Origin of the sequence: Robertkochia flava (assembly GCF_020166515.1) — a bacterium.
In the GTDB taxonomy this organism is placed as follows: Bacteria; Bacteroidota; Bacteroidia; order Flavobacteriales; family Flavobacteriaceae; genus Robertkochia; species Robertkochia flava.
The window spans coordinates 857,916-882,811 of record NZ_JAINZT010000002.1 but is presented as its reverse complement, the minus strand read 5'-3'; the positions used below and the strand labels follow the sequence as shown (position 1 = coordinate 882,811).

23 protein-coding genes and 1 tRNA gene are annotated in these 24,896 nt (G+C 46.7%); 3 read left to right on the top strand and 21 right to left on the bottom strand.

The genetic code is table 11. The features are described from left to right. Positions 1-3 precede the first annotated feature (3 nt). Positions 4-429: a hypothetical protein gene (locus K7R11_RS04320; RefSeq protein ID WP_224488928.1), complete on the bottom strand. Its 426-nt coding sequence runs from the start codon at positions 427-429 to the stop codon at positions 4-6. Between the two features lie 116 nt (positions 430-545). Next, positions 546-1,766, bottom strand: a complete 1,221-nt coding sequence (locus tag K7R11_RS04315; protein ID WP_224488925.1) for an SGNH/GDSL hydrolase family protein — start codon at positions 1,764-1,766, stop codon at positions 546-548. A 416-nt stretch (positions 1,767-2,182) separates the two neighbouring features. Between K7R11_RS04315 and K7R11_RS04310 the strand changes: the two genes are divergently transcribed. After that, positions 2,183-2,368, top strand: a complete 186-nt coding sequence (locus tag K7R11_RS04310) for a hypothetical protein (RefSeq protein WP_224488923.1) — start codon at positions 2,183-2,185, stop codon at positions 2,366-2,368. A 178-nt stretch (positions 2,369-2,546) separates the two neighbouring features. Here the strand turns inward: K7R11_RS04310 and K7R11_RS04305 are convergent, their stop codons facing one another. From K7R11_RS04305 to K7R11_RS04230, 16 genes are all read right to left on the bottom strand, one after another. After that, positions 2,547-4,460 (bottom strand): CocE/NonD family hydrolase, encoded by a 1,914-nt coding sequence (locus K7R11_RS04305; RefSeq protein WP_224488921.1) that lies wholly within the window; start codon positions 4,458-4,460, stop codon positions 2,547-2,549. A 795-nt stretch (positions 4,461-5,255) separates the two neighbouring features. After that, positions 5,256-5,329 (bottom strand) — tRNA-Arg (locus K7R11_RS04300). Positions 5,330-5,370: 41 nt separating this feature from the next. After that, a complete protein-coding gene (locus K7R11_RS04295) occupies positions 5,371-5,823 on the bottom strand; it encodes a GatB/YqeY domain-containing protein (RefSeq protein WP_224488918.1) in 453 nt (150 codons plus the stop codon). A gap of 109 nt (positions 5,824-5,932) precedes the next feature. After that, a complete protein-coding gene (gene ftsZ / locus K7R11_RS04290) occupies positions 5,933-7,900 on the bottom strand; it encodes a cell division protein FtsZ (protein ID WP_224488917.1) in 1,968 nt (655 codons plus the stop codon). A 59-nt stretch (positions 7,901-7,959) separates the two neighbouring features. After that, a complete protein-coding gene (gene ftsA, locus K7R11_RS04285; protein WP_224488916.1) occupies positions 7,960-9,324 on the bottom strand; it encodes a cell division protein FtsA in 1,365 nt (454 codons plus the stop codon). Between the two features lie 3 nt (positions 9,325-9,327). Continuing rightward, on the bottom strand, positions 9,328-10,047 hold the full coding sequence (locus K7R11_RS04280) for a cell division protein FtsQ/DivIB (protein ID WP_224488915.1): 720 nt from the start codon (positions 10,045-10,047) through the stop codon (positions 9,328-9,330). Next, positions 10,044-11,402, bottom strand: coding sequence for a UDP-N-acetylmuramate--L-alanine ligase (gene murC, locus K7R11_RS04275; protein WP_224488914.1), 1,359 nt, complete (start codon positions 11,400-11,402; stop codon positions 10,044-10,046). Before murC ends, K7R11_RS04280 begins: the two co-directional genes overlap by 4 nt. Next, on the bottom strand, positions 11,395-12,501 hold the full coding sequence (murG, locus tag K7R11_RS04270; protein WP_224488913.1) for an undecaprenyldiphospho-muramoylpentapeptide beta-N-acetylglucosaminyltransferase: 1,107 nt from the start codon (positions 12,499-12,501) through the stop codon (positions 11,395-11,397). The genes murC and murG overlap by 8 nt, the downstream gene beginning before the upstream one ends. Then, complete coding sequence (locus K7R11_RS04265; protein ID WP_224488912.1) at positions 12,494-13,690, bottom strand: FtsW/RodA/SpoVE family cell cycle protein; 1,197 nt, start codon at positions 13,688-13,690, stop codon at positions 12,494-12,496. The genes murG and K7R11_RS04265 overlap by 8 nt, the downstream gene beginning before the upstream one ends. Positions 13,691-13,736: 46 nt before the next feature. Continuing rightward, positions 13,737-15,071 carry a UDP-N-acetylmuramoyl-L-alanine--D-glutamate ligase gene (murD, locus tag K7R11_RS04260; protein ID WP_224488911.1) on the bottom strand — a complete coding sequence of 445 codons (1,335 nt, stop codon included), beginning with the start codon at positions 15,069-15,071 and terminating at the stop codon, positions 13,737-13,739. Positions 15,072-15,073: 2 nt separating this feature from the next. Then, positions 15,074-16,321 carry a phospho-N-acetylmuramoyl-pentapeptide-transferase gene (gene mraY, locus K7R11_RS04255; RefSeq protein ID WP_224488910.1) on the bottom strand — a complete coding sequence of 416 codons (1,248 nt, stop codon included), beginning with the start codon at positions 16,319-16,321 and terminating at the stop codon, positions 15,074-15,076. Between the two features lie 38 nt (positions 16,322-16,359). Beyond that, complete coding sequence (locus tag K7R11_RS04250) at positions 16,360-17,823, bottom strand: UDP-N-acetylmuramoyl-L-alanyl-D-glutamate--2,6-diaminopimelate ligase (protein ID WP_224488909.1); 1,464 nt, start codon at positions 17,821-17,823, stop codon at positions 16,360-16,362. Beyond that, positions 17,820-19,826 (bottom strand): penicillin-binding protein, encoded by a 2,007-nt coding sequence (locus K7R11_RS04245; protein ID WP_224488908.1) that lies wholly within the window; start codon positions 19,824-19,826, stop codon positions 17,820-17,822. The genes K7R11_RS04250 and K7R11_RS04245 overlap by 4 nt, the downstream gene beginning before the upstream one ends. 2 nt (positions 19,827-19,828) lie before the next feature. Continuing rightward, positions 19,829-20,146, bottom strand: coding sequence for an FtsL-like putative cell division protein (locus K7R11_RS04240; RefSeq protein WP_224488907.1), 318 nt, complete (start codon positions 20,144-20,146; stop codon positions 19,829-19,831). A 3-nt stretch (positions 20,147-20,149) separates the two neighbouring features. After that, positions 20,150-21,052, bottom strand: coding sequence for a 16S rRNA (cytosine(1402)-N(4))-methyltransferase RsmH (gene rsmH / locus K7R11_RS04235; RefSeq protein ID WP_224488906.1), 903 nt, complete (start codon positions 21,050-21,052; stop codon positions 20,150-20,152). Then, complete coding sequence (locus K7R11_RS04230) at positions 21,042-21,509, bottom strand: division/cell wall cluster transcriptional repressor MraZ (RefSeq protein ID WP_224488905.1); 468 nt, start codon at positions 21,507-21,509, stop codon at positions 21,042-21,044. The genes rsmH and K7R11_RS04230 overlap by 11 nt, the downstream gene beginning before the upstream one ends. A 287-nt stretch (positions 21,510-21,796) precedes the next feature. On the opposite strand from K7R11_RS04230, the gene K7R11_RS04225 reads away from it, so the two are divergent. Both K7R11_RS04225 and yihA read left to right on the top strand, forming a co-directional pair. Then, positions 21,797-22,561 carry an alpha/beta fold hydrolase gene (locus K7R11_RS04225; RefSeq protein ID WP_224488904.1) on the top strand — a complete coding sequence of 255 codons (765 nt, stop codon included), beginning with the start codon at positions 21,797-21,799 and terminating at the stop codon, positions 22,559-22,561. 4 nt (positions 22,562-22,565) lie between these two features. Beyond that, positions 22,566-23,174, top strand: a complete 609-nt coding sequence (gene yihA / locus K7R11_RS04220) for a ribosome biogenesis GTP-binding protein YihA/YsxC (RefSeq protein ID WP_224488903.1) — start codon at positions 22,566-22,568, stop codon at positions 23,172-23,174. On the opposite strand, the gene K7R11_RS04215 is transcribed toward yihA, so the two are convergent. From K7R11_RS04215 to gldB, 3 genes are all read right to left on the bottom strand, one after another. After that, complete coding sequence (locus K7R11_RS04215) at positions 23,171-23,410, bottom strand: hypothetical protein (protein ID WP_224488902.1); 240 nt, start codon at positions 23,408-23,410, stop codon at positions 23,171-23,173. The genes yihA and K7R11_RS04215 overlap by 4 nt on opposite strands. A 137-nt stretch (positions 23,411-23,547) precedes the next feature. Continuing rightward, positions 23,548-23,883, bottom strand: coding sequence for a gliding motility protein GldC (gene gldC, locus K7R11_RS04210; protein ID WP_224488901.1), 336 nt, complete (start codon positions 23,881-23,883; stop codon positions 23,548-23,550). Then, positions 23,883-24,839 carry a gliding motility lipoprotein GldB gene (gene gldB, locus K7R11_RS04205; protein ID WP_224488900.1) on the bottom strand — a complete coding sequence of 319 codons (957 nt, stop codon included), beginning with the start codon at positions 24,837-24,839 and terminating at the stop codon, positions 23,883-23,885. Before gldB ends, gldC begins: the two co-directional genes overlap by 1 nt. Between the last annotated feature and the right edge of the window lie 57 nt (positions 24,840-24,896).

Sequence of the window (24,896 nt, the reverse complement as noted above, 5' to 3'; positions counted from 1 at the left end):
GTTTTAAGATGTTAAGTCACCGGGCTTCTTGTTTTCCAGAATATGGTCTGCCAGGTCAAATAGTTTCTGCTTGAATGATTTAAATTGAAGTTTGAAGTCTCCCACCTGTACCTTTACGGCCTGATGTTCCCGTTCATAAGAAGATTCGATCACTGACTCCCCTTTTTCGAACACGCCTCCCATATGATTTACATGATTGGAAACACTTTCCCAGATGTCCGTTCTCGACTTTCTCAGTTCTTCAAAATCCCTGACCAGGTCATTCCGAAGATCAAAATCTTCCTTATTATCCGGGACATACTGGTATGAATTCAACAGCTTATCAAAGAAATTGAACTCATCCAGACAAAACTTCAGATCCGATTTCCATCCCATCGATTCTGCATGCATTTCCTTTAATCCGCTACTTTGATGTTCCTCTTCTTTCATAACGTTTGATATAACACTTCAACTTGTTCTAAATTAGTCTTATACCCCCATGTAAAACATGACTTTTATCATTCTACCTCAGGAAATGAAGCCCTGAAACCTGCAGGGAACAGCCATCACTCCACAAGCAATCCGTCGCGCTCTGCCACCTTATCGAGAAGGTTAATATAGAAAGGGCGGATCTGGTCTGCCATTAACTCATGATCTTCTAATCCGGGATGGGTGGCACAGCCGGCCAACCCTACATCTTCAAATTTAAAGACCTCTATGATCTCTGTGTCCGAAAAATGAGACTGCACCTTACTCAAAGCCTCCTCTAAAACAGCAGTATTTTCTCCGGTAACCATAGGAGAATTCAAAAGTGCAAATGCTGCCTCCGGGTAACGAAGATTAAGATCCTCCACGAATTTAATATAGGCATTGGTGAACTGCTCCGGATCAAATGCCGCCCTGTTTTCGGGATCCGACCCTCTGGAAAAATCATTCGTTCCCAGGCAAATGCTCACTATATCAGGGTTCCAACCATCAGGATCCCAGGTCGCCTGCCTCCCATCATCCAGATAAAGGTATCCGTAAATTTCCGGCATGGTCTCTTTCCGGTCTTCCCGATAGTTTCTGTAGATACCGATACCACTTACTGCACTCAGGTTGTACCCGGCCCGAAGTTCCCTGGCAACACGCGCCGCATAGGCCTCGTAAGGATTATGCTGATCATAAGAAACACCCTCTCCACAAGGGATTTCCGTGGCATCTGCCCCGTAGCCGCAGGTAATGGAATTCCCTATAAATTCAATATGAAGCTCCGGTGCAATGCCGGTAGTTTTCAGGGACTCGGCCTGGGCGCCATGAAAGATAACTCCTCCATTATGCGCCTCCGTTAGCTTGTAAACTGCCAGCTCGTGCCATGCATCCTTATTACCCATTGGGATCGGTATTTCACTTATCCCCGAACCGGGAAGCCGGAACTTCCAGCTGAATGTCTCGTTGAGGGTAACCAGAGCATAACCATGCGCTTCCCCGGCGGTTTCCAGGCGAACCACCGTTGTATCTCCCATAGCCCTGAATCGCACATGTGAGGCAGGACTGATGAGTTCTGTGGATCCATCCTCCAGAATCGCTGTTCTTCCATATCGGCTGTACACCGTATCCTTAGGTGTCAATTCACGTTCTTCTTCATTGGTGTCAACCGCCATTCCGGGCTCTGTACTTTCAGTTTTTTGTTCGGGGGTACTTTCCTTTTGCTCCGTCTCCTGGGGCTGGGGTTCCTTTTCAGAAGTTTGCCTGCAGCCAGAGACCATCAGCAGCGTCATTACGAATAGTAAATATAAATGCTTCATTTTGAGTTATTTACTACTAAAGATAGAACAACCCTCGCATAGTTACAACCCTGAACCAAAGGAAAATAAGTTCGTTAAGCTTTTAAAACAAGAAGTGCCCGCATCTTTCAATACGAGCACCTCTAAAACGAAGTAAGTAAATTGATTATTCGCTAAACCAAATACGCCGGTATCGGGTTTAACTAATCCCGGTATACCCGAAATTCAGATACAAACCTAAGACTCCTTTATTAGGAAAAGGTTTCCTACAGAACAAGGAATCATTGTCACTGCGTTAAGTAGTTAAAAAGAACCTTAAGCCGGCCCTACCCCTGCGATCTGACATGCACACCCTTTTAAAGTGTTAATTTTGTAGGATTTATCTGATTTAAATTTATTTTACTATATTACTCTTCCCAAATTTTATTTAAAGAACTATGAATCTATCCCGCCTCAACATCCTTATCCTGGGTGTATGCCTTGTCATTATTGGTGTGGTACTGCATCTGCTTCATTACATGCTTTCCGATTTCATTCTCGGCATAGGGTTGCTAATTACCCTAAGTGCAGCCTTCCTGTTTACTTACAACACGGAGCACAATGATGTCAATGAAGAAGAATAGCATCCCATTTTTCTGAGAAACTTCACATGCTGCACACCTGCTTCCTGTTTTGCCACACGTAAGGCGGTAAATGCAGCCCAATGCTATATGCGCAATTCCTGAAACAAAAAAGCCGGTCCGCATCATACGGCCCGGCAATCCAAATTTCCATGGGTTTACTGGATAGATCCCGCTATTTCTATTTAGTAATGGGAATCCTGATCTGTGAGGGATATTCAGAAGAATGATGCACCTTATTGTGTGCCACCACTCCCTCCGATTCATCGAAGTTGTTTCCTCCGGTATTTAGGTTTCGTGCAAAACGGGGAAAATTACTGCTGGAAACCTCAATTCGTATACGATGCCCCTTTTTAAAGTAATTACTAGTGGCCATGGGGGTCAGGTCTACCTGGTATACCTGGCCTTCCTCCATAAACACCTCTTTATCATACCCTTCCCGGTATCTTACCCGCTGTATGGTTTCATCCAGGTTGTAGGCACTCCCGTCAGGGTGAACTTCGATCAATTTAATAGTGAAGTCGGTGTCTTTGACATCCGAAGAAACATACAGGGTCGATTCAATAAATCCGGAGACCTCGGTATCTTCGCTTAAGGGCTCGGTGGTATAGACCAGAATATCGTTCCGGGCTTCCATATCCTGCTGATCAAAAGAGCCACCCATAACGGCATTTCCGGTACAGCACACATTTCCGCCATAGGATGGAACGGGATTCATGGGATCGTATGTAAACGCATCCGGATGATCCTCTCCGGGCATTTCCGTACTTAGCGTCCCGTCACCGAACCTGCTGTTGGCGGCGCCTTCGCTGTTCAGGTAATAGGTTTTCATCTCTGTACCTTCGGGAGGCCAGGTTTCAGAAGACTGCCATTTATTGAGTCCCATGGTGTAGTACTGTACTCTTGGAGTCGTTTCTTTAAAGTCATTATCTTCACCCTTGAGCCATAGGTCAAACCACTTATAGATCTGTTCCTCATAATTAAGGCGGGCATCCCCCACACTTAATTCGCCAACAATCGTATTCTCTGTAGCCCGGGTATAAGCGCAATGCAGGGTTGGTGCGATCACCATGTACTGGTTATCCCGTATCTCAGCATCTTTGGCATTATTCCTTACGTGATTGAACAAATAGAGGTTAGGAGTGATAGATACATCATACCAGGAAGCAAACCAAAAGGAAGGCACCCCGATCTCCATGTTATCGTGATAGAGTCCGCCTTCATACCAGGCCGGATCATTGGGTTTGCGTCTTACCATTTTATCGAAGATCTCCTTTTTCCCATTAACATTTTTCAGGATATCCTGGATAGGCAAATGAGCCAGGGCTTCTTTCATATCCACCGGTGGGTTCTCAGGAGCCAGGTCGTAATATCTCGATATTCTGATCAGATCTTCCTGGGTAGCACCCTCCGGTATCCTGGGTTTAAATTTATCATGCTCCACCCCGTATAACCAGGCAAAGAACAGCATTTGCTCTGCACCTCCCCTGTACCAGTTTCCCTGTTCATTGATCTCTCCTACCCTGCCTACTCCGGCACCATACCCCTGAGGCACCATCGCGGCATGAGAAGGGTGATCAAGGGCAGCCACTGCCATCTGCCATTCGGCTGTTGAAGAACACCCGTATGTACCTATCCTGCCATTAGACCAGTCCTGATCCTTCATCCAGCTAAAGGCGTCGTACCCGTCTGTAAGCGGTACCCCGAGGATATCCCATTCCCCTTCAGAAAAATAACGCCCTCTTTCGTTTTGCACCACATAGGCATAGCCGTGTTTTACAGCCTCCAAAGCCCTCTGGTAGGTCCGGGTTCTTTCTTCCCCGTCGCCCCAGGTATTAAAGTTATAGGGGGTGCGCGAAAAGATGATGGGAACTTTCTTATCTGTCTTAGGACGGTAGATATCCGTGGCGAGGCGTGTGCCATCCCGCATGGGCATCATTACCTTTTGATCGATAATAGCGATCTCTTCAAGCTGTTCCCGGTAGTCCTGTGCCATTCCCTGAAAAGAAGACAGGAACATAAAGATGGTAATAGCCACATACCAATACCTCAGACATTCGGAAATCGTCTTGGTTTGAATTCGAGTGAAATACATTTGTTGATTTTTTTAGATTATGAACAGTTATAAAAAAGTGGGCGCACAGGTTTCCTTGCTTTCTTTAACCTGTCGCTGTCTAAATGTAAGAATTAGATTTCAGATTATGCTGTCTGTGATGCAACCATGACATGGTCTTTTGGAATGTCAATCTAAAATATGTGTATACGATACACTCCATATAACTTCCATTTGAAAGCGGGTTTTCTACCCCTGAGAGGGGAAGGTGGGCTTAGCTTTGCTGAAAACAGAAGGGGTGCGTTATTCGGTTACCTTCTGTCAAATAAAGGATCACTCGCCCCTGCTCGTAATTCTCTGCAGTTTCTATGAAATAAACCATCACTAACCACGACTCCTTAGAATAGCACGTTCTCCTTCCCCTGTCAGGGGAAGGTGTCAGCACCCCGGTGCTGACGGAAGGGGTGTGCAAACCATTTATATTTGGCCAAAAAGAAGGAGTACTCCCTTCGCTCATGATCCTCGGTTGCGGCTATGAAACAAACCATCACTAACCATGACTCCATAGAGTAGTACGTTCTCCTTCCCCTCCCAGGGGAAGGTGTCAGCACCCCGGTGCTGACGGAAGGGGTGTGCAAACCGTTTATATTTGGCCAAAAAGAAGGAGTACTCCCTTCGCTCATGATCCTCTGTAGCTCCCCTCAGCAAATAGAAAACCCAGGCTTGCTACAGCAAGCCCGGTGTTTTTTTATACCCCTGCACCCTAAGCAAGCGAGCTTGCAGGGTTTGGGGTATAAAAAAAACCCATCGCCTTCGCGATGGGTTTTCTGCTTGTAGTGACCCCGGGAGGATTCGAACCCCCAACCCTCAGAGCCGAAATCTGATATTCTATCCAGTTGAACTACGGGGCCTGTTCGTTCTTACGAACCACTACGTATTGACGAGGGCAAATTTAACCCGCTAATTTATTTTTCACAATAGCTGAGATGGTTTTTCCATCAGCTTTTCCTGCAAGTTCCTGGGAAGCCATACCCATGACCTTTCCCATATCCTTCATACTCTCGGCTCCGGTCTTCGCTATAATGGCAACCACCACCTTCTCGATCTCTTCTTCACTCAATTGTTCCGGAAGGAATTTTTCTATAATTGCCGCCTGAGCAAGTTCCGGTTGGGCCAGATCCTCTCGTCCCTGCTCCGAAAAAACCACTGCGCTTTCCTTACGTTGCTTCACCAGTTTCTGAAGTAACTTAATTTCCTGTTCTTCGGTAAGCCCTTCTTTAGTCTCTGCATTGGACTTGGCCAGCAGCAGTTCCGACTTTACCGCTCTCAAGGCCTCCAGTGCCGCAGCATCCTTATTCTTCATGGCCGCTTTCATATCGGCCATCACCTTATCCTGTAAGCTCATAACGTTCTTTCTTGATTTGTTATCAAAACAGCTGTGCGAAGATAAAAAAATAACCCGAGAACAATTGACTGTTCCCGGGTTTTCGTAAAACACAAAATGCTATTTGCTATTAATCAACATTATCGTGTAAAAACGAATTATTACTTCTTAACTGCACATCATCGTTGCTGTCTGACCCTACACTCATCCTGGAGGTATTGTCCTGACTGCGGTGATCATCTAAATCGATACCCATACGCTTGTATGCAGGTTGTTTTTCAATTTCGTCAATTCTTGCAGCGTTGTTCTGGAACTTGTAATTAAAGTCCTTAAGCTTTCTTCTGCGCTCTTCAGCTCTTTTTCTCAGACTCTCTTCGATAGACCGGTTAAAAGGGTCTGCCTCTTCCTCCGGCTGCGTTTCTCTTACCGGTTCCGGAAGTACTTTCTTCTCTACCCTGAGCTCTTCTTCAAGTACCTCTGCCGATTTCTTCTCCGGCTGCGCATTGGTGAGCTTTTTCTCTACATCCATATAATCATCCAGGCTGTAGCGTTTTGGTCCCTCTTCCGAGTATTCGGTGTAAGGAATTACTTCCACAGGTTCTTTCACTTCCATGTCTTTCACCTCTTCGGTCAGGTCAAAGGTGATGGTAGTCTCCTTCTCCTCTTCTTCCTTTTCCGGTTGTAAAGGCATATCGAAAGAAAGTGAGATCTGTGCACGCTCCTGCTCCCGGGTAACATCCACAGGATCGTTCACCTCGATATCCCGGATCTTAGCACTGGTATCTATGATCACAAAGTCATCTTCAACGGCGCGAACCTCCTCGAATTCCACATTCATATTACGGATCAGGTCTGAGGTCGGGATCAGGTCGAGGTTGCTATGTGTCGCTTCCGGGGTCTTCGCCTCAGGCTCATTGAGCTCGTGGCGAATCACCTTTTTTTCTTCCTGCTGTACCTCTTGCGGCCGGACCGAAGGCTGAACCGACTTCTTAGACAGGTTTACTCCCCCCATAAGTCCGCCTTCAGGACTCAGGTCGTGGGTAGCCTTTTGCTCGTCCTCAAGGGTATGAATAATACGTTTTACTTCTGTATTGGTAATTTCATGCTGCTGGTCGGTATTAAAACCCGTAGCGATAATGGTTACGGAGATGGCATCGCCCAATTCTTCATCTTCTCCAACCCCCATGATGATGTTGGCATTATGCCCGGCCTCATCCTGGATATGGTCGTTGATCTCTCCGATCTCGTCAAGGGTGATCTCTTCTGTTCCGGATACGATAAGCAACAGCACGTTTTTGGCACCCGCGATCTTGTTATCGTTAAGCAGTGGCGAATCCAGGGCTTTCATAATAGCTTCCTGCGCCCTGTTGGAACCCGTTGATGCTGCAGACCCCATGATGGCCGTTCCGCTATTGGAGAGTACGGTCTTGGCATCCCGAAGGTCAATGTTCTGTGTGTAATGATGAGTAATTACTTCGGCTATACCTCGTGCGGCCGTGGCCAACACCTCGTCTGCCTTTGAGAAGCCGGCCTTAAACCCAAGATTTCCGTATACTTCTCTTAATTTGTTGTTATTAATAACGATCAGGGAATCCACATTGCTTCGCAAACGCTCTATTCCCTTTTGCGCCTGCCCGCAGCGGTTCTTTCCTTCGAACTGGAAAGGACTGGTGACGATCCCTACCGTGAGGATATTCATATCCTTTGCCAGCTTGGCAATAATAGGTGCCGCTCCGGTACCTGTACCTCCCCCCATTCCTGCGGTAATAAAAACCATCTTGGTATTGGTATCCAGCATGGACTGCAGTTCCTCAAGGCTTTCCAGGGCCGCCTGTTCTCCCACTTCGGGATTGGCTCCGGCCCCAAGTCCTTCGGTCAGGGACACCCCTAACTGAACCTTGTTCGGAACCGAGCTGTTCTGAAGCGCCTGGGCATCGGTATTACACACTACAAAATCGACCCCTTTGATGCCCTGCTGGAACATGTAGTTGATCGCGTTGCTACCTCCGCCACCTACTCCAATCACCTTGATCACGTTACTTTGATTTTTTGGTAAATCGAATGAGATGTTGCCAAAATTGTTGTTTTCTCCACTCATAATTACACTTTTTTACCCGGTTTTATTGTTGTTAGTTAATGCTGACTCTTGGGTATGGGTTATTCAGCATTATCCAGAAAATCTTTTAATCTGTCCGAAAATTTCTCCAGGAACGACTTCTTCGGAGAGGTAGGCTTCACATGTTTCTCCTGACCTTCTGTATCCCGGTTTTCGTCTTCTGTTTCACGCACAGGTTCCTGCTGCGAAATGCTTTCCTGTTCAGAAATCACCTCCTGCTCGTCTCCGTTCATCCCTTTGCGATACTGTTGCTCCAGGGCCTTCATGACCAATCCCACGGCAGTTGCATATACAGGGCTGGCTACCTCACTATCTGAATCGCCAGCGAGGTGCTCGTTCGGATAGCCTATCCTGGTATCCATCCCGGTAATATACTCCACCAGTTGTTTCAGGTGCTTTAACTGGCTTCCGCCTCCTGTAAGCACAATACCTGCGATCAGTTTTTTCTTCTGCTCTTCATGCCCATAATTCTTGATCTCCATATACACCTGCTCGATGATCTCTACCACACGGGCATGGATGATCTTGGACAGGTTCTTCAGGGTGATCTCTTTTGGTTCGCGACCGCGAAGTCCGGGAATGGAAACGATCTCATTGTCCTTATTTTCTCCCGGCCAGGCCGATCCGAACTTGATCTTGAGCAGTTCGGCCTGCTTTTCTATAATAGAACATCCTTCCTTGATATCTTCGGTGATCACGTTTCCTCCGAATGGGATCACGGCTGTATGACGGATAATACCATCCTTAAAGATCGCCAGGTCGGTGGTTCCTCCCCCTATATCGATGAGAGCCACTCCGGCCTCCTTTTCTTCCTGACTCAAAACGGCATTTGCCGAGGCGAGGGGTTCAAGGGTGATCCCGGAAAGTTCCAGTCCGGAATTCTTTACACATCGGCCGATATTCTTAATGGAGGTTACCTGGCCCACGACCACGTGGAAGTTGGCCTCGAGACGGCCACCATACATACCAATAGGCTCTTTGATCTCTGCCTGCCCGTCTACCTTATACTCCTGCGGAAGCACATGAATGATCTCTTCCCCGGGAAGCATCACCAGTTTATACACCTGGTTACACAGGTCTTCCACATCTTTTTCCCCTATCACCTCTTCAGAATTGCTCCTTGTGATATAGTCACTGTGCTGCAGGCTTCGGATATGCTGTCCGGCTATCCCAACCACACAGTCGTGGATCTTTAAACCTGATACGCTTTCTGCCTCCTCAATCGCCTGCTGAATAGACTGTATGGTCTGGGTAATATTATTAACCACCCCACGGTGAACCCCCAGGCTTTTTGATTTCCCTATACCCAGGATCTCCACCTTACCATAATCGTTTTTACGGCCGATCATGGCCACGATCTTTGTGGTACCTATATCTAATCCAACAGCGTATTTAGTACTTTCCATATCTTATTTTTTGGTGCACACCACCTGGTTGTCATAATCCAGGTTAACGGCCTTATACATGGCCAATGACTTATCTTTAGTGCCTTTCTGATAAAAGGCTTTAAAATTATTAAACTTCTTATCCAGCTTTGTTATATCACTGAATCTTAAAACAAATTCGTTGGTCCTGAATCGCAGTTCGAACCCTTCCTTATCCTTGTGGATGCCAATCACATTCCTACGAAGGAAGTCGTCGTTATAAATGTAATAGGCCAGGCGGTGAACTTCTTCAGTTCGTTCTTTACTGACCTCCCCGGTAACCAGGGGCACCCGGGCAGAATACACGGGAGACAAGGGCATATATTCCCCATCCTCATCGATATAATAAGCCTGATCTCCAGCCACCCGGGCAATTGGAGTTCGCTGAATGATCCTGGCCCCCAATCCGCCATTTACGGTCAGGTAAACATCTGCATTCTTGACCATATCATTCTCATTCAGAGCGTTTTCGATCGTATTCAAATCTAATTTTTCTAGCAAAACCTTTGAAGCCGCCTCTTCACTTTGTATCAACAACTTATCAACGGAAGCATAGGTGATAAATAAGGCATCTTCATTTACAAATTCAATATGCCGCTCTTTCAGGATGGTTCGTTTATCGTTGCGCGCGTTTGAAAACGAGTACAGGAATACTGCAAGTCCTGCAATAAGCACTAACCTGATATGTGGCCAATATTTTTTCACTGCTTCAATGTGCTTTTAATTTCCGTTACCAATTCTCCGATGTCTCCTGCACCAAGGCTCAAGACCACTCCGTTTTTCTTCTTGCCTATATACTCCAGCATGTCCGGTTTCGATAAAAGCATCTTATTCCGATTATCAATCCGGTCAAGCAGGGCTTGCGAATCCACCCCTTCAATTGGGAGCTCTCTTGCCGGATAGATCTCCAGCAAAATGATCTCATCAAACTTCTCCAGTGCCGAAGCAAATTCCTGCATAAAATCCCGGGTACGGCTAAACAGGTGGGGTTGAAAAACCACTGTTGTCTTCATCCCCGGATGAAAACTATTTACGGCCTCAAATACCGCCGCGATCTCTGTAGGATGATGGGCATAGTCATCAATATACACCAGCTTATCCTCTTTGATCTGGTAAGAAAACCTTCTTTTCACGCCTTTAAAACTCTCTAGCGCTTTAGTAAGGCGGTCGAGGGGGGCTCCCATTTCGACCGCCATTGCTATTGCTACTAAAGCATTTAACAGGTTGTGTTTCCCGGGCTTCCCGAAAACAACCTTGCGTGCCTCGCCATTAGGCGTAACCAAATCACATGTGTAGGCTGAGTTGGAGATCTTAATATTTTCAAACCGGTAATCCGCTTCTGGCTCTGTTCCATAGGTTATCCCTTCCATGGGCAACCCATATCTGACCAGCATTTTCCCTTCAGGCTTTAATTTTCGTTTAAATTGTCTGAAACCTTCCTCGAGTTCGGCCTTGCCTCCGTAAATATCCAGGTGGTCTGCATCCATAGAGGTTATACAGGCAATATCCGGCGACAAATGCAGGAATGACCTGTCAAACTCATCGGCCTCGACCACAGTGCAATCACTCCCTTCCACCAGAAAATTACTTTCGAAATTTTCGGCGACTCCACCCAGAAAGGCTGTAATAGCGTAACCGCTCTCTCTAAGAAGGTGCGCCAGGATACTGGAGGTGGTGGTTTTCCCATGGGTTCCGGCCACTGCCAGACACTTGTTCCCCTCAGTGATCAGCCCCAGCACTTCCGAGCGTTTCATCATCTGGAAATCTCCTGCCCTGAACCACTGCATCTCATTACTGGTTGCGGGTACAGCAGGGGTGTAAATAACCAGCAGGTCCCTCCCGCTGGTTTTAAAAGCTTCAGGGATCAATTCAACATCATCCTGGTAATGAATCTCAATACCTTCGGATTCCAGCTTTCGCGAAAGTGCTCCAGGGGTACGGTCATAACCGCACACCTCTGCCCCTCTGAATTTAAAATAGCGGGCCAGGCCTGACATACCTATACCTCCTATTCCCAGGAGGTAAACTCTTTTAATATGTTCAAGATCCGGTCTATGCATTTCGCGCTCTCGCTTTTAATATCTTTTCTATTTCGGTTACGATCTGTTCAGTCGCCCCGGGTAAAGCCAGCTTCTTAATATTCGCGGCCAGCATTTTCTGTTGTTCTTCAGAGCGCATCAGCGTCCGGAACACTTCTTCAAATTCATTCTCCAAATTGGCCTCTTTAATCATCAGGGCCGCCTGTCTGTCGGCTACCGATTTCGCATTTTTGGTCTGATGGTCTTCTGCCACATTTGGTGAGGGTATAAAAATCACCGGTTTACCAACAATGGACAGTTCTGAAACTGAACCGGCTCCCGCCCGGGAGATGATCACAGAAGCCGCCGCATAGGCGAGGTCCATTCTTCCGATAAAGGGCTTGATCTTTACGGTATCACCTTCCAGATCCTTATACTGGTCGAGGTATAACTTTCCGCACTGCCAGAGAACCTGAACCCCCAGTTCCCCGAACAGTTCCAGGTGATCTGCAACCAGTTCATTTATGCGCCTGGCTCCAAGGCTTCCCCCCATCACGAACAATACTGGCTTCCCGGGATGAAGTCCGAAATACTTCAGAGCTTCCTCCTTACGGTTTGCCGAATTCAGCAAATCCTGCCTAACGGGGTTTCCGGTTTTAATGATCTTTCCGGATGGAAAAAACCGTTCCAACCCATCGTAAGCCACAAATATTTTCTCCACCTGGGGTGCCAGCCATTTATTGGTGATGCCTGGAAATGAATTTTGTTCCTGCAACACGCAAGGCACCTTCATGGATGTCGCCATTTTTAGCAGCGGTCCACTGGCAAAACCACCTGTACCTATCACCAGGTCGGGATTAAAATCCTTCACAATCTTCCTGGATCTCACAAGACTGTCTACCAGCTTAAAAGGAAACATGAGGTTAGACAGGGTCAGCTTACGCTGAATTCCCGATATCCATAAACCCTTTATATCATAACCCGCCTGAGGCACCTTCTCCATCTCCATCTTATCACGGGCGCCTACAAACAGAAAGCTGGCATCAGGAAACCTTCGCTGCAATGCATTGGCAATGGCAATTGCAGGATAGATATGACCTCCTGTACCTCCTCCGGATAATATGAACTTATAACTACTCACTTAGTACCGCTAACGGATTTTCAATGTTTTCTTCTGTACTATCACGCTCCACATCTTCCTGCCTCCTGGCACTCACACTCAAAATTATTCCAAGTGCCATGCAGGTCATCCAAATGGAGGTTCCCCCGCTGCTGATAAGCGGCAGGGTCTGCCCCGTAACCGGAAACAATTCCACGGCCACGGCCATATTCACAAAGGCCTGGAATACTATGGGTAACCCCACGGCCGTAACCGCAAGTTTTCCATAGACCGAATCGGCCTTGTGCGCCACCACCACAATACGGAACAACAGCAGGAGATAAAGAAAGACCAGGGTCAATCCTCCGGCAAGGCCATATTCTTCTACGATGATAGCATAAATAAAATCTGATGAACTTTGGGGCAGGAAATTCTTCATTACACTCTTCCCGGCACCCATACCTATAACCCCTCCCCGGGCTATAGCGATCTTTGCCTTTTCGATCTGATAATCCCCGGAGGGATCATCGTCACCGGCAAAATTTTCGATACGACTCATCCAGGTATCCACCCTGTTTGGGAACAATCCCGGAAACGCTTTAGCGGTGAGCACGAACATGGTGAGTACCACAAGTCCGGCTCCGAGGATACCCAACAGGTATTTGGTGGGATATCCCCCTAAAAAGCACACCACCATAACCATAAGAAACAGGATGGCAGTTGTCGAAAAATTGGCTGGCAAAATTAAAGCTAAAACTGAAAAAACCGGTATCCAAAGCGGAAGAATTGACGCTTTAAAAGTCGGTTTTTCATCCTTGATCTTTGCCAGGTACCGTGCCACGTTGAGTAACAGCACAATAGCCGCCAGGGTGGATGTTTGAAAAGAGATCCCAACGAAGGGAACCTGTATCCATCGACTGGCATTGGCCCCACCAATAGTTGTTCCCTGGGCGAGGGTAAAAATCAGCAATAGGATCACCACAGGCATAGCCAGGATGGAGAGTCCTTTAAAATAACGGTAGGGAATCTTGTGTATGGCGTAAATAATCCCAAACCCAACAAATAAAAGGAAGGCATGCTTGCCCAGATGCCCCAGCGTCGTTCCGTTACCCACCACATAAACCAGATTGGTACTGGCACTGTACACCGGTAAGAACGAAAACAAGGCCAGCAAAGCCACGACCGCCCAAATCGTTTTATCTCCTTTTATGTTATTAAAAATATGCTGCACTTTTCGCAGGTATATTAGGGTTTAGGTATTCTTTTTAAATCATCAATTACAAGGCACGAACAGCTTCCTTGAACTTGTGCCCACGATCTTCATAGCTCTCGAAGAGATCGAAGGAAGCACATGCAGGCGACAATAAAACGGTATCGCCCTTATCGGCCATTTTGTGAGCAATTTGCACCGCCTCATTCATGGAAGTGGTCTCGACCACCACATCAACCACGTTACTGAAGGTATTCAAAAGCTTGGCATTGTCTACACCAAGACATACAATGGCCTTTACCTTTTCACGGACCATAGGCATCAGCGAAAGATAGTCGTTACCCTTGTCCACCCCGCCAACGATCCATACAGCCGGAGTCTTTACACTTTCCAGCGCATAGTAGGTGGCATTCACATTGGTAGCCTTGGAATCATTAATAAACCATACATCCTGGATCTTCAGTACCTTTTCCAGGCGGTGTTCAACACCCTGGAAATTCTGCATACTGTCTCTGATGGTCGAATTTCTGATCTTTAAAAGCTGGGCTACCGCAGAAGCCGCCATAGCATTCTTCTGGTTGTGTTTTCCCTCTAAGGTTAAGGTCTCTGTTGACATGGTTAATTGCTGATTATTTATGTTAATTACTATTTCTTTGTCTTTCACGTATACCCCTTCTTCCAATTCCCTTTCCAGGGAAAACGGAATTAAACGGGATCGAACCGGGTGCTTTTCAAGCCATCCGGTGATCACCTCATCATCGGCGTCATAGATCAGATAATCCTCCGGAGTCTGATTCATGGCGATCCTGAATTTCGAGGCGATATAATTTTCAAATTTGTATCCATAACGATCCAGGTGGTCCGGGGTAATATTGGTGATCACCGCAATACGAGGCCTGAACTCCAGTATGCCATCTAACTGAAAGCTGCTGATCTCAAGCACGAAATATTCCGGGTCACGATCGGCTACCATGGCTGCGAAACTATCTCCTATATTACCGGCTACCCCAACATCAAGACCAGCCTCCTTTAGCACATGACCGGTTAGCATGGTGGTTGTGGTTTTCCCGTTACTCCCGGTAATTCCCACGATCACTGCACTGGTATAAGCCGAAGCAAATTCGATTTCGGAAATAACCGGAATGCCTTTTTCACGCAATTTCACCACCAGGGGTGCTGTATCCGGAATTCCCGGGCTCTTCATCACCAGGTCTGCATTGAGGATCACCTCCTCAGTATGCCCTTTCTCTTCCCATTTTATATCGTTATGAATAAGAACGTCCTTATACTTTTGCCTGATAGGCCCTTTGTCTGACACAAAGACCTCGAAGCCTTCCTTTTTGGCCAGAACCGCCGTTCCTGCACCACTCTCTCCTCCTCCCAAGACCGTTAGCCTTTTCATTCCTAGCGCACTTTTAAGGTCACTATTGACAACACCGCAAGGATGATCCCCACGATCCAGAACCGGGTCACGATCTTACTCTCGTGATATCCCTTCTTCTGGTAATGATGATGCAGGGGCGACATCAGAAAGATGCGCCTGCCCTCACCAAATTTCTTCTTCGTATACTTAAACCAGGATACCTGCATAACCACAGAAAGGTTTTCTGCCAGAAAAATTCCGCAAAGCAATGGAATCAGCAGTTCCTTTCGTACCGCTATGGCGATCACTGCAATAACTCCACCGATCGTGAGACTACCGGTATCTCCCATAAACACTTGTGCAGGGAAGGTGTTATACCAAAGAAACCCTACCAGAGCCCCTACAAAGGCTGAGATGAAAATGGTGATCTCTCCCACTCTCGGGATATACATTATATTGAGATATTCGGAAAAGATGATGTTCCCCGAAACCCAGGCGAAAATCCCCAGGGTTAGTGCTATTATTGCCGAACTTCCGGCAGCAAGCCCATCGATACCATCCGTAAGGTTGGCTCCATTAGACACTGCGGTGATGATGAAGATTACGATAGGAATAAACAACAACCAGGCATAATCCCTGTAATTGTCTCCCACCCAGGAAATAAGCTCTGCATAATCAAACTCATTATTTTTTACAAAGGGAATAGTGGTTTTGGTAGACTTCTCCTCTGCCGTATATTCCTTATTGGTGACCTCGTCTAAAGAGGTTTGAACGTTCTCTATTTTATCTTTTTTCACCTCGGTTACCTCCTCTTTAATTGTAACCTCCGGATGCATATACAGGGTTACCCCCACAATAATTCCTATCCCTATCTGCCCGATCACCTTGAACCGGCCCTTTAATCCTTCCTTATCCTTTTTAAAGGTTTTGATATAGTCATCCACAAAACCGATCACTCCCATCCACACCGTGGTAGCAATGAGCAGTTCGATATATATATTGTCCAGCTTGGCGAATAATAAAACCGGAATCAGCGTAGCCAGGATAATAATCACCCCACCCATGGTCGGGGTTCCCGCCTTTTGAGACTGCCCTTCCAGTCCGAGTTCGCGAACGCTTTCTCCGATCTGTTTACGCCTGAGGTAATTGATGATCTTTTTACCGTATATGGTTGAGATAAGCAGCGAAAGAATGATAGAGGCAGCAGCCCTGAAGGAGATAAACTCAAAGAGTCCCGCCCCCGGCAACTGATATTCTCTTTCCAGAAAGTCGAACAAATAGTATAACATATATTCCTGTACAGCCCGGACCTGGTCCGGAAACTGGTTTATTTATTTAGTTGTTTCAACAATTCCTTAACCACCTTGAGGTCGTCAAAGTCACTTCGCACTCCTTTTACCTCCTGATAGGTCTCATGCCCCTTCCCGGCAATGAGAATAATATCGCCCTTCCCCGCCATGGTACAGGCAGTTTTTATAGCCTGCTTTCTGTCGATCACAGAAAGGGTTTTGCTAAAGTGCTGAGGCTGCACCCCCTTCTCCATATCATCTATAATCGACTGAGGGTCTTCAGACCGTGGATTATCGGAAGTAAAAATGGCCTTGTTGCTCAGGCGGGAGGCGATATCTGCCATCACCGGCCGTTTGGTCTTGTCCCGGTCTCCCCCACATCCCACAACTGTGATCAGGGTCTCGTTACCTGTGCGAATGGCACTGATGGTTCCAAGGACATTTTCAAGAGCATCCGGGGTATGCGCGTAATCCACAATCGCCGTTACCTCCCCGGAGGAAATGAAATACTGAAAACGCCCACCAACACTTTCCAGTTCGCTAAGCAACCGCAGCACTTCCATTTTATCCAGTCCAAGCAAACATCCTGAAGCATATACAGCCAGGAGATTATACGCGTTAAAACTTCCTATTAGCCGACTCCAAACTTCGTGCTCTTCCACTTTAAGCAGCAAGCCGCTCAACTGATTTTCAAGGATCTGCGCCCTGAAATCGGCATACGATCTTACCGCATAGGTATATTTCCTGGCCTTAGTATTCTGCAACATCACCATACCGTTTTTATCATCGGAATTGGTAAGCGCAAAAGCCTTTGAAGGCAATTCGTCAAAAAATCGCTTTTTAACATCCCGGTACTCCGCAAAGGTCTTATGGTAATCCAGATGATCATGACTCAGGTTGGTAAACACTCCTCCGGCAAACACAAGACCCGTTGTGCGCTCCTGGTGAATTCCATGTGAACTCACCTCCATAAAACAAAACTCCACTCCTTCGTCATTCATCATACTCAGGTAGCGATTAATGCTCATGGAATCGGGGGTGGTATGGGTAGCCGGATACTCCTTTTCTCCAACCATAACCCTTACGGTGGAAAGTAATCCGACCTTATATCCCGCCTTTGTAAAAAGCTGGTACAAAAGCGAGGTCACGGTGGTCTTCCCATTGGTTCCTGTAACACCAACCAATTTCAGGTTACCTGAAGGATTGTGGTAGAAATTGGAAGCCATCACCGCCAAAGCCTTCTTGGAGTCAGATACGAGCACATAGGTAACTCCGTTAACCACTACTTCAGGCATCTCCTCGCATATCACCGCAATGGCCCCCTGGTCGGTGGCCCTGCCCATATACTGATGCCCGTCGGTAACGGTACCTCTCACAGCAACAAACACATCATCGAGAGACACCTTGCGCGAATCAAAATGCACATCATTCACCGGCGTATCGGTTTTCCCGTACACCGCTTCAATATTCACCTTATATAATATGTCTTTCAGGTTCTTCATGAAAGCTTCAATACCACCGTTTTGTTTTCTTTAATCTGCGTTCCGCCCTTTGGCAATTGAGAAACTACCTTCCCATTACCTTCCACCTGCACTTTAAGACCGATATTCTCCAAAAGTGAAACCGCATCCATTCCACTCATGCCCTTTACATCAGGCACCTGCTGGTAATGCTTCTGCACCTTTGCATAATAGGCCTCGTAATTATTGTATGCAGGGTCATTCTTCTTTTGCAATTCATCTACCGTATCAATAAGAGGAGAATTGGTATAGATCTTTTGGGCAATGCTTTTAAAAACAGGTCCGGAAACATCCGCCCCGTAATACCCGACATTTTTATCGGGCTCATGGATCACCACGATACAGGAATATTTCGGCTGATCAGCAGGAAAATACCCGACAAAGGAAGAAATATATTGCCTCTTACTTTTATCACTGTAATTCTTCTGAGCCGTACCGGTTTTTCCTGCCATGGAAAAATCCGGACTGTAAAGCTTATGTCCGGTTCCGTGTTCCTTCTCCACTACATTCTTCAACATCTGTTGCAGTTTTTTTACCGTTTCTTCAGAGCATATCGAAGGATTAAGCACTTCCTTTTCAAAGCCGATCACCGGCTGATCCCATTGACGCACTTCCTTTATAAGTCTCGGCTTTACCATTTCGCCGTCATTCGCCACTGCATTATAAAAGGCCAGGATCTGTAAAGGGGTTAACTCCACCCCATACCCATAGGCCATCCACTGCAATGCGATCCCGCTCCACCGGCTTTTATCATTTGGATGTGGAATTATAGGCTTCCCTTCACCGGCTATTGGCAAACCCAGAGGCTTATCCAAGCCTGTATTATATATACGGTTCACAAACTTTTCCGGCCGATCGCCATAGAATTCATCCACGATCTTCACCACTCCGGTATTGGAAGAAACCTCGAACACCTCAGAGGCACTGATCTTTCCATAACCCCCGTGATGTGAATCCCGCACCAGTTTTCCATAAAAACGCAACACCCCTTTTTCTGTATCGATCACAGTGCTGGTGTCTACCGCTTTGTCTTCGAGGGCAGCCATCATAGACATAAGCTTAAAGGTAGACCCCGGCTCGTGTGATTCTCCAATAGCATAATTGAGGCGTTCGTAATATGTTCCTTTACTTGTTCTGCCCAGGTTAGAAATGGCTTTAACCTCTCCGGTCTCCACCTCCATAACCACCACGCATCCGTGATCGGCATTGTATTTTTCCAATTGAGAAAGAAGGGCGTGATGCGCCACATCCTGGATGTTAATGTCTATCGTTGAAACCACATCATAGCCATCCTGCGGCTCCACCTCATTGTAATCGGTAATGGGTTTCCATTGGCCCTTAGCGATCTTCTGCTTCAGCCGTTTCCCCTGCTTACCTCTAAGGTATTCGCCGAAGGCCCGCTCCAGGCCTACCCCGAAATACCTCCCGGACTCAGCGTTAAAGCGCTCATACCCCACACTGCGCTGAGCTATAGACCCCAGAGGGTGCTCCCGCTGCGTTTCCTGCTCCACGATGAGGCCTCCTTTATAAGGACCCAGACGAAACATCGGGAAATTTCGAACCCTGAGATAATCGGTATAACCGAGATCTCTGGCAATTAACAAATACCGGTTTTTAGAAGCCCTGGCTTTTCGCATCAGGTTCTGATAATAGGAAGACGTCTTATTAAACACTCGGGACAGAGAATCAGACAATGCCTTAACATTGCCCTCAAAAACCTCCTGGGATGGCGTTAAAGCATCAAAGCGAATATCGTAACGGGTCACAGAAGTAGCCAGTAAGCTGCCATCGTCAGAATAAAGATTTCCGCGATTGGGCTCTATGACAAAGTTCTTTACCGTCCTGTCTTCCGCCAGCGCCTTGTAATGCTCCCCCTCTACCACCTGGATGGTTACTAACTTCACCATCACGGCAATAGCAAAGAGAAACATACAACCCGCCATGAAGTACAATCGGTTAGATATGTTTTTTTCTGTTATCGCCATGTTTATTCCTGACTTGCTACCTTTATTTTTTTCGGCGGCGTCTTTGAAGGCGCCAAGCCGTATTTTTCAACCCTTTGTTTTACACTCGATTCCAGCTTTCGCTGCTGCAGCCTGGTGCGCACATCCACAAACTCACTTCGCAACTCCAGCACCTCTTCATTGAGGCCGGCCAGCTGATGCACCTTCTTATCGGCACGATGCGCACTGCTTATCATAATTACCGCCAGAAGCGAAGCAAAAAGAATGAACCTCCAGTTCCCTGCTGCATCGTCACTGGTAAGAAAGCTTCCCCTCAAAACATCCAACAGTCGCTGTCTCATACCTTATATTCGTTCTGCTATTCTCAACCGGGCACTTCTGGCCCTGTTATTTTGCGCTATCTCGTCTTCTGTTGGCTTAATAAGCCCACCAACCTTTTTAAAAGGAACCTGAACATTACCATAAAAGTCCTTTTCAGGCTCTCCCTCGAACTTTCCGCTTCGGATAAAATTCTTCACCAGGCGATCTTCAAGAGAATGATAACTGATCAAACTCAGCCGCCCTCCCACTTTTATAAGCTCAGGCATCTGAAGGAGAAACTCCTTGAGCACCTCAATCTCCTGATTCACTTCGATCCTTATCGCCTGATAGATCGGAGCCAGTATCTTTTGCTCTTTGTGCTTAGGTAACAACCTACCCAAGGCCAGCTTAAGAGCATCTGTGGTTTTTATATCACCCTTCTCCCTATGAGCAACGATCGCCCGGGCTACTGCCCCGGCATTCTTAACCTCTCCATACATACGCAAAACGCGTCTTAACTCCTCTTCACTATAGTCGTTAACCACCTCGTAGGCAGAAAGCTCACTACGCTTACTCATCCGCATATCCAGTCCGGCATCGAAACGGGTAGAAAAACCCCGCTCGGCCACATCGAACTGATGCGATGAAACTCCGAAATCACCCAGAACTCCATCTACCTGCTTTACTCCCTGAAACCGGAGAAATCTTTTAATGAACCTGAAATTCTCATTGATTAGCGTGAAGCGCTCTTCGTCTATAACATTACGCAAGGCATCCTCATCCTGATCAAAGGCAAACAAACGTCCCTTTTCACCAAGCCTGCTCATGATCTCCCTGGAATGCCCACCTCCACCGAAGGTCACATCCACATAGACCCCATCAGGCTTAATACCCAGGCCATCTACGGTTTCCTTCAGCAAAACAGGATTATGATACTCACTCATCATCTTCAAGACTTAGATTACCCATTACTTCTTCAGCCAGTTCAGAAAAATCTTCCGCCCCCGCCTCCAGAACGTTATAGTAACGTTCTTTATCCCAAAGCTCTATCCGGCCAATGGTCTCACTTAACACCACTTCCTTGGAAATCCCGGCAAACTCCATCAGGTTCTTAGGGATGGATAACCGACCATTTCCATCAATCTGGATCAGACGAACCCCGGCAGTGAACTGCCGTATGAAATCGTTATTCTTCTTTACAAAGCGATTGAGCTTCCCTACTTTTGCAGCCTCCTTTTTCCACTCTTCAACGGTATAGATCTCCAGACAAGACTGGAAAATAGAGCGTTTAATCACCAATCCTTCGTGCAATACAGACGCAAGCTTGGCCCGCAAAGTAGACGGCACCATGATGCGCCCTTTGCTATCTGCCTTACACTCATATTCTTCTGTAAACTCAAACACGTAGAGGTCGGGATTTTATGTTACATTTCAAATATATAGAAATATTTACCACTTTTTACCACAAATGAGCACTTTTTACCACTTTGTTGATAAATTGTGAGGGAATCCCGTTTAAGTGCAGCAACGGCCTGGGTTTCAGCAGTGTGAAAAAGTGTCAGAAAAGGGCTATAAGCGCCCTTTTTGAGGGATTTTCAAAAATTTGAAGGTATTTTGCACTTCCTGTGGAAAAAGCCTGAATTATTGGTGAAATCGCTATATTTGTTTCGAAGAAATGTAACTAACCATTAATGGTACACGAATTAAAGAAGGAAGGTAAGTACACCTATTTAGAAGTTGGAGAAGGGACGCCATTGATCGTACTGCACGGATTGATGGGAGGCCTGAGTAATTTCAACGGTGTTACCGACTATTTCTCCAAAAGAGGCTACAAAGTGCTTATCCCGGAACTCCCCATCTACGGTATGTCGCTTTTAAAAACAACCGTTAAAAGCTTCGCTAATTTTCTCGAAGAATTCATTGAATATAAAAACTTTGACCAGGTGATCCTTTTAGGCAATTCCCTGGGAGGTCATATTGGATTACTGCATACCAAACTTTACCCGCAAAAGGTAAAGGCCATGGTGATCACCGGAAGTTCAGGCCTTTACGAAAGCGCCATGGGAGACGGCTATCCGAAAAGGGGCGATTACGAATTCATTAAAAAGAAAAGTGAGGACGTATTTTACGACCCAAAGGTTGCCACAAAGGAGATCGTAGACGAGGTATACGCCACGGTAAACGACAGGGGCAAATTGGTAAAAACCCTTGCCATTGCCAAGAGTGCGATTCGTCACAATATGTCAAAAGACCTTCCGCACATGACCACCCCTACATGCATTATCTGGGGCAGGAATGACAGCGTAACCCCTCCTAATGTAGCAGAGGAATTTCACCGACTTTTACCGGATTCAGATTTATTCTGGATCGACAAGTGTGGTCACGCCCCGATGATGGAGCACCCCGAAGAGTTTAACCGTATTCTCGGAGCGTGGTTAAGCGACAGAAACATTTAAGATCATGAAGATCAAATCAGCTTCCTTTGTAGTAAGCAATACCGATGTCGGGAAATGTCCGAAGGACCCCATTCCTGAATATGCATTTATAGGGCGTTCCAATGTAGGAAAATCGTCTCTGATCAATATGCTTACTGAAAGAAAGCACCTGGCGAAGACTTCCGGAAAACCGGGAAAAACACAACTGATCAACCATTTCATAATCAATGACAATTGGTTCTTAGTGGATCTGCCGGGGTATGGCTATGCCAAAGTCTCCAAGAGCCTCAAAAAGACCTTCCAGAAGTTTATCACCGATTATTTTGCTAAAAGGCAACAGCTCGTTTCCGCCTTTGTCCTCATAGATGTGCGTCATGAGCCCCAGAAGATCGACCTGGAGTTCATGCAGTGGCTGGGAGAGCACCAGATCCCCTTCTCCATCGTTTTTACCAAGGCCGACAAGCTTAAGCCCAAAGCTCTTGAGAGAAATGCAGAAGCTTACCTGAAAGCACTGGAACACGGGGCCTGGGAAGAAGCTCCAAACCACTTTATCACCTCTTCGACTTCCGGAATGGGCCGGGAAGAATTACTCGGGTATATCGACGCTATAAACCAGGAGATCAAGGGGCGCTAGGTCAAGGAATTAAGCTCCTGCCGGAGACTGGTAATGAACTCCGTTGGCCCTGACATCTTCTTCAGGTCTCCAGTCGTAAAAACCGGTTTCCAGATACGCTTCTCATACAACATCACCACCGGAGCTCCTCCTGCTTGCCTTACGAAAACTTCCATCTCCGGAGTCAGTTCATTAAGGTGATAAAATTGCACCCGGATGGCTGCCTGTTCTGAAAACGACCTTATCTCTTTCCGCATTCCGGTGAGCCCATGGGTAATCCTGCAAAGATCACAGGAGTAGGTTTGAGGGGACCACAGTTTATGAAGGGTGTCAGACACGCCCCGGAACCATCCATTTTGGGCGTTATAAACAAAACAAACCCGGGGTTTTTCCATTACTCCTTCAGCTCCAGTTTCTCTGCAAAATAATCACAGAAATCCCTCATGGTAGCCGACATCTTTTCATCCTGGGTAGCCCTTTCGAAGGTATTTGCCATGGATACGAGGGTCTGGTGGAAAAACGTTTTCATTTCATCAACGGGCATATCTTTGGTCCACAGGTCGATCTTAAGCGTCTCCTGCTGCGCACTGTCCCAGATCGAAAGCAGCATCGCTTTGGCCTCTGCCTTGTTCACACCGCCATCTTCTGCGCTCCACTGCAGTTTTTCAGGCACCTTATTTTCATCGAGTCCTACGGTAATACTAATATCCGAACTATGTTTTACAGCCATTATTTCAAAGGTTTAAATCGGGAATCATTAAATATCTCTTCCGCTGGTTTTTCCAGCATTTGCTGCAAAGATACTTCATTATTTTCCATATACGCCTCAATGATGCGCCACCCGATATACTGCCCTACCCTGCCCGGGGATTCGTTATCCAGTTCAAGGTAGAACTTGGAAAAGGGTGCCGGGGCCAGGAATCGCTGCTCCAGTTTAGCGTCTGTGGAGAACAGCAGGTCCCGATCTACAAAGTACCTCCAGATCTCGCTCTCGTTAGCCCGGACCCATGCATATTCAGCTTCGGTATAGGCCATTATAGCCTCTTCGGGCTGCTCAGGCAAGAGCTGATGCATTATATACCGGAGTTTACCATAGTACAACATCTTAGCGATAAAGGTGCGATTACGAGGCATGGGCACCAATCGCCTTGACACCTCTTCAGAGGCATCAACAACGATACGTTCCGGAACGAAATCCTTTTTAATGTATTGCTGAATGCCCTCATAGAATCTGTGATCTTCCCCCAGGTAATTATCCAGTCCGATAAGAAGCAGGGAATCGGCATAGATAACCCTGTTTCTGTAATCGACGTCCGAGGTCACTGTAATGACCTGTGGCGTGCTTACCCCGGGGAAATAATATTTCAGGTGCCTGAAAAGATCTGCCAGGGATTTGGTCTGTGAATCAAACCCGGAGAATTTCCCCCTTACTTCCGCAAAGAGTTCCTGCTGCAAACTGTCTTCCATTCGATGGTACCAGACACTGTCAGCAAATTGCGCCGGAAAGAGGTAAGGGAATTTCGCCTTTAATACCGGCAGGTCCTTTCGATCGGCCGAAGCAAAAGCAAGATCGAAACGCTTTACCCGAAGGTCTACCTCCAGGGCGGCTATTTCCTTTTCCCGCTTATCGGCATTGGAACACGATAACAGACTTAAAACAAAACACAATAGCAGTATCTTCTTCATACCTTTTTTAGTTCTCTGACGCTCCCGCCTGTATAAAGACAAGAGAATGATTTATTT

Bases quoted from the DNA above. Each gene is read 5' to 3' on its own strand.
- K7R11_RS04320 (WP_224488928.1), bottom strand. From the start codon at position 429: ATGAAAGAAGAGGAACATCAAAGTAGCGGATTAAAGGAAATGCATGCA.
- K7R11_RS04315 (WP_224488925.1), bottom strand. From the start codon at position 1,766: ATGAAGCATTTATATTTACTATTCGTAATGACGCTGCTGATGGTCTCT.
- K7R11_RS04310 (WP_224488923.1), top strand. From the start codon at position 2,183: ATGAATCTATCCCGCCTCAACATCCTTATCCTGGGTGTATGCCTTGTC.
- K7R11_RS04305 (WP_224488921.1), bottom strand. From the start codon at position 4,460: ATGTATTTCACTCGAATTCAAACCAAGACGATTTCCGAATGTCTGAGG.
- K7R11_RS04295 (WP_224488918.1), bottom strand. From the start codon at position 5,823: ATGAGCTTACAGGATAAGGTGATGGCCGATATGAAAGCGGCCATGAAG.
- ftsZ (WP_224488917.1), bottom strand. From the start codon at position 7,900: ATGAGTGGAGAAAACAACAATTTTGGCAACATCTCATTCGATTTACCA.
- ftsA (WP_224488916.1), bottom strand. From the start codon at position 9,324: ATGGAAAGTACTAAATACGCTGTTGGATTAGATATAGGTACCACAAAG.
- murC (WP_224488914.1), bottom strand. From the start codon at position 11,402: ATGCATAGACCGGATCTTGAACATATTAAAAGAGTTTACCTCCTGGGA.
- murD (WP_224488911.1), bottom strand. From the start codon at position 15,071: ATGAAAAGGCTAACGGTCTTGGGAGGAGGAGAGAGTGGTGCAGGAACG.
- mraY (WP_224488910.1), bottom strand. From the start codon at position 16,321: ATGTTATACTATTTGTTCGACTTTCTGGAAAGAGAATATCAGTTGCCG.
- K7R11_RS04250 (WP_224488909.1), bottom strand. From the start codon at position 17,823: ATGAAGAACCTGAAAGACATATTATATAAGGTGAATATTGAAGCGGTG.
- K7R11_RS04245 (WP_224488908.1), bottom strand. From the start codon at position 19,826: ATGGCGATAACAGAAAAAAACATATCTAACCGATTGTACTTCATGGCG.
- K7R11_RS04240 (WP_224488907.1), bottom strand. From the start codon at position 20,146: ATGAGACAGCGACTGTTGGATGTTTTGAGGGGAAGCTTTCTTACCAGT.
- rsmH (WP_224488906.1), bottom strand. From the start codon at position 21,052: ATGATGAGTGAGTATCATAATCCTGTTTTGCTGAAGGAAACCGTAGAT.
- K7R11_RS04225 (WP_224488904.1), top strand. From the start codon at position 21,797: ATGGTACACGAATTAAAGAAGGAAGGTAAGTACACCTATTTAGAAGTT.
- yihA (WP_224488903.1), top strand. From the start codon at position 22,566: ATGAAGATCAAATCAGCTTCCTTTGTAGTAAGCAATACCGATGTCGGG.
- K7R11_RS04215 (WP_224488902.1), bottom strand. From the start codon at position 23,410: ATGCGGAAAGAGATAAGGTCGTTTTCAGAACAGGCAGCCATCCGGGTG.
- gldC (WP_224488901.1), bottom strand. From the start codon at position 23,883: ATGGCTGTAAAACATAGTTCGGATATTAGTATTACCGTAGGACTCGAT.
- gldB (WP_224488900.1), bottom strand. From the start codon at position 24,839: ATGAAGAAGATACTGCTATTGTGTTTTGTTTTAAGTCTGTTATCGTGT.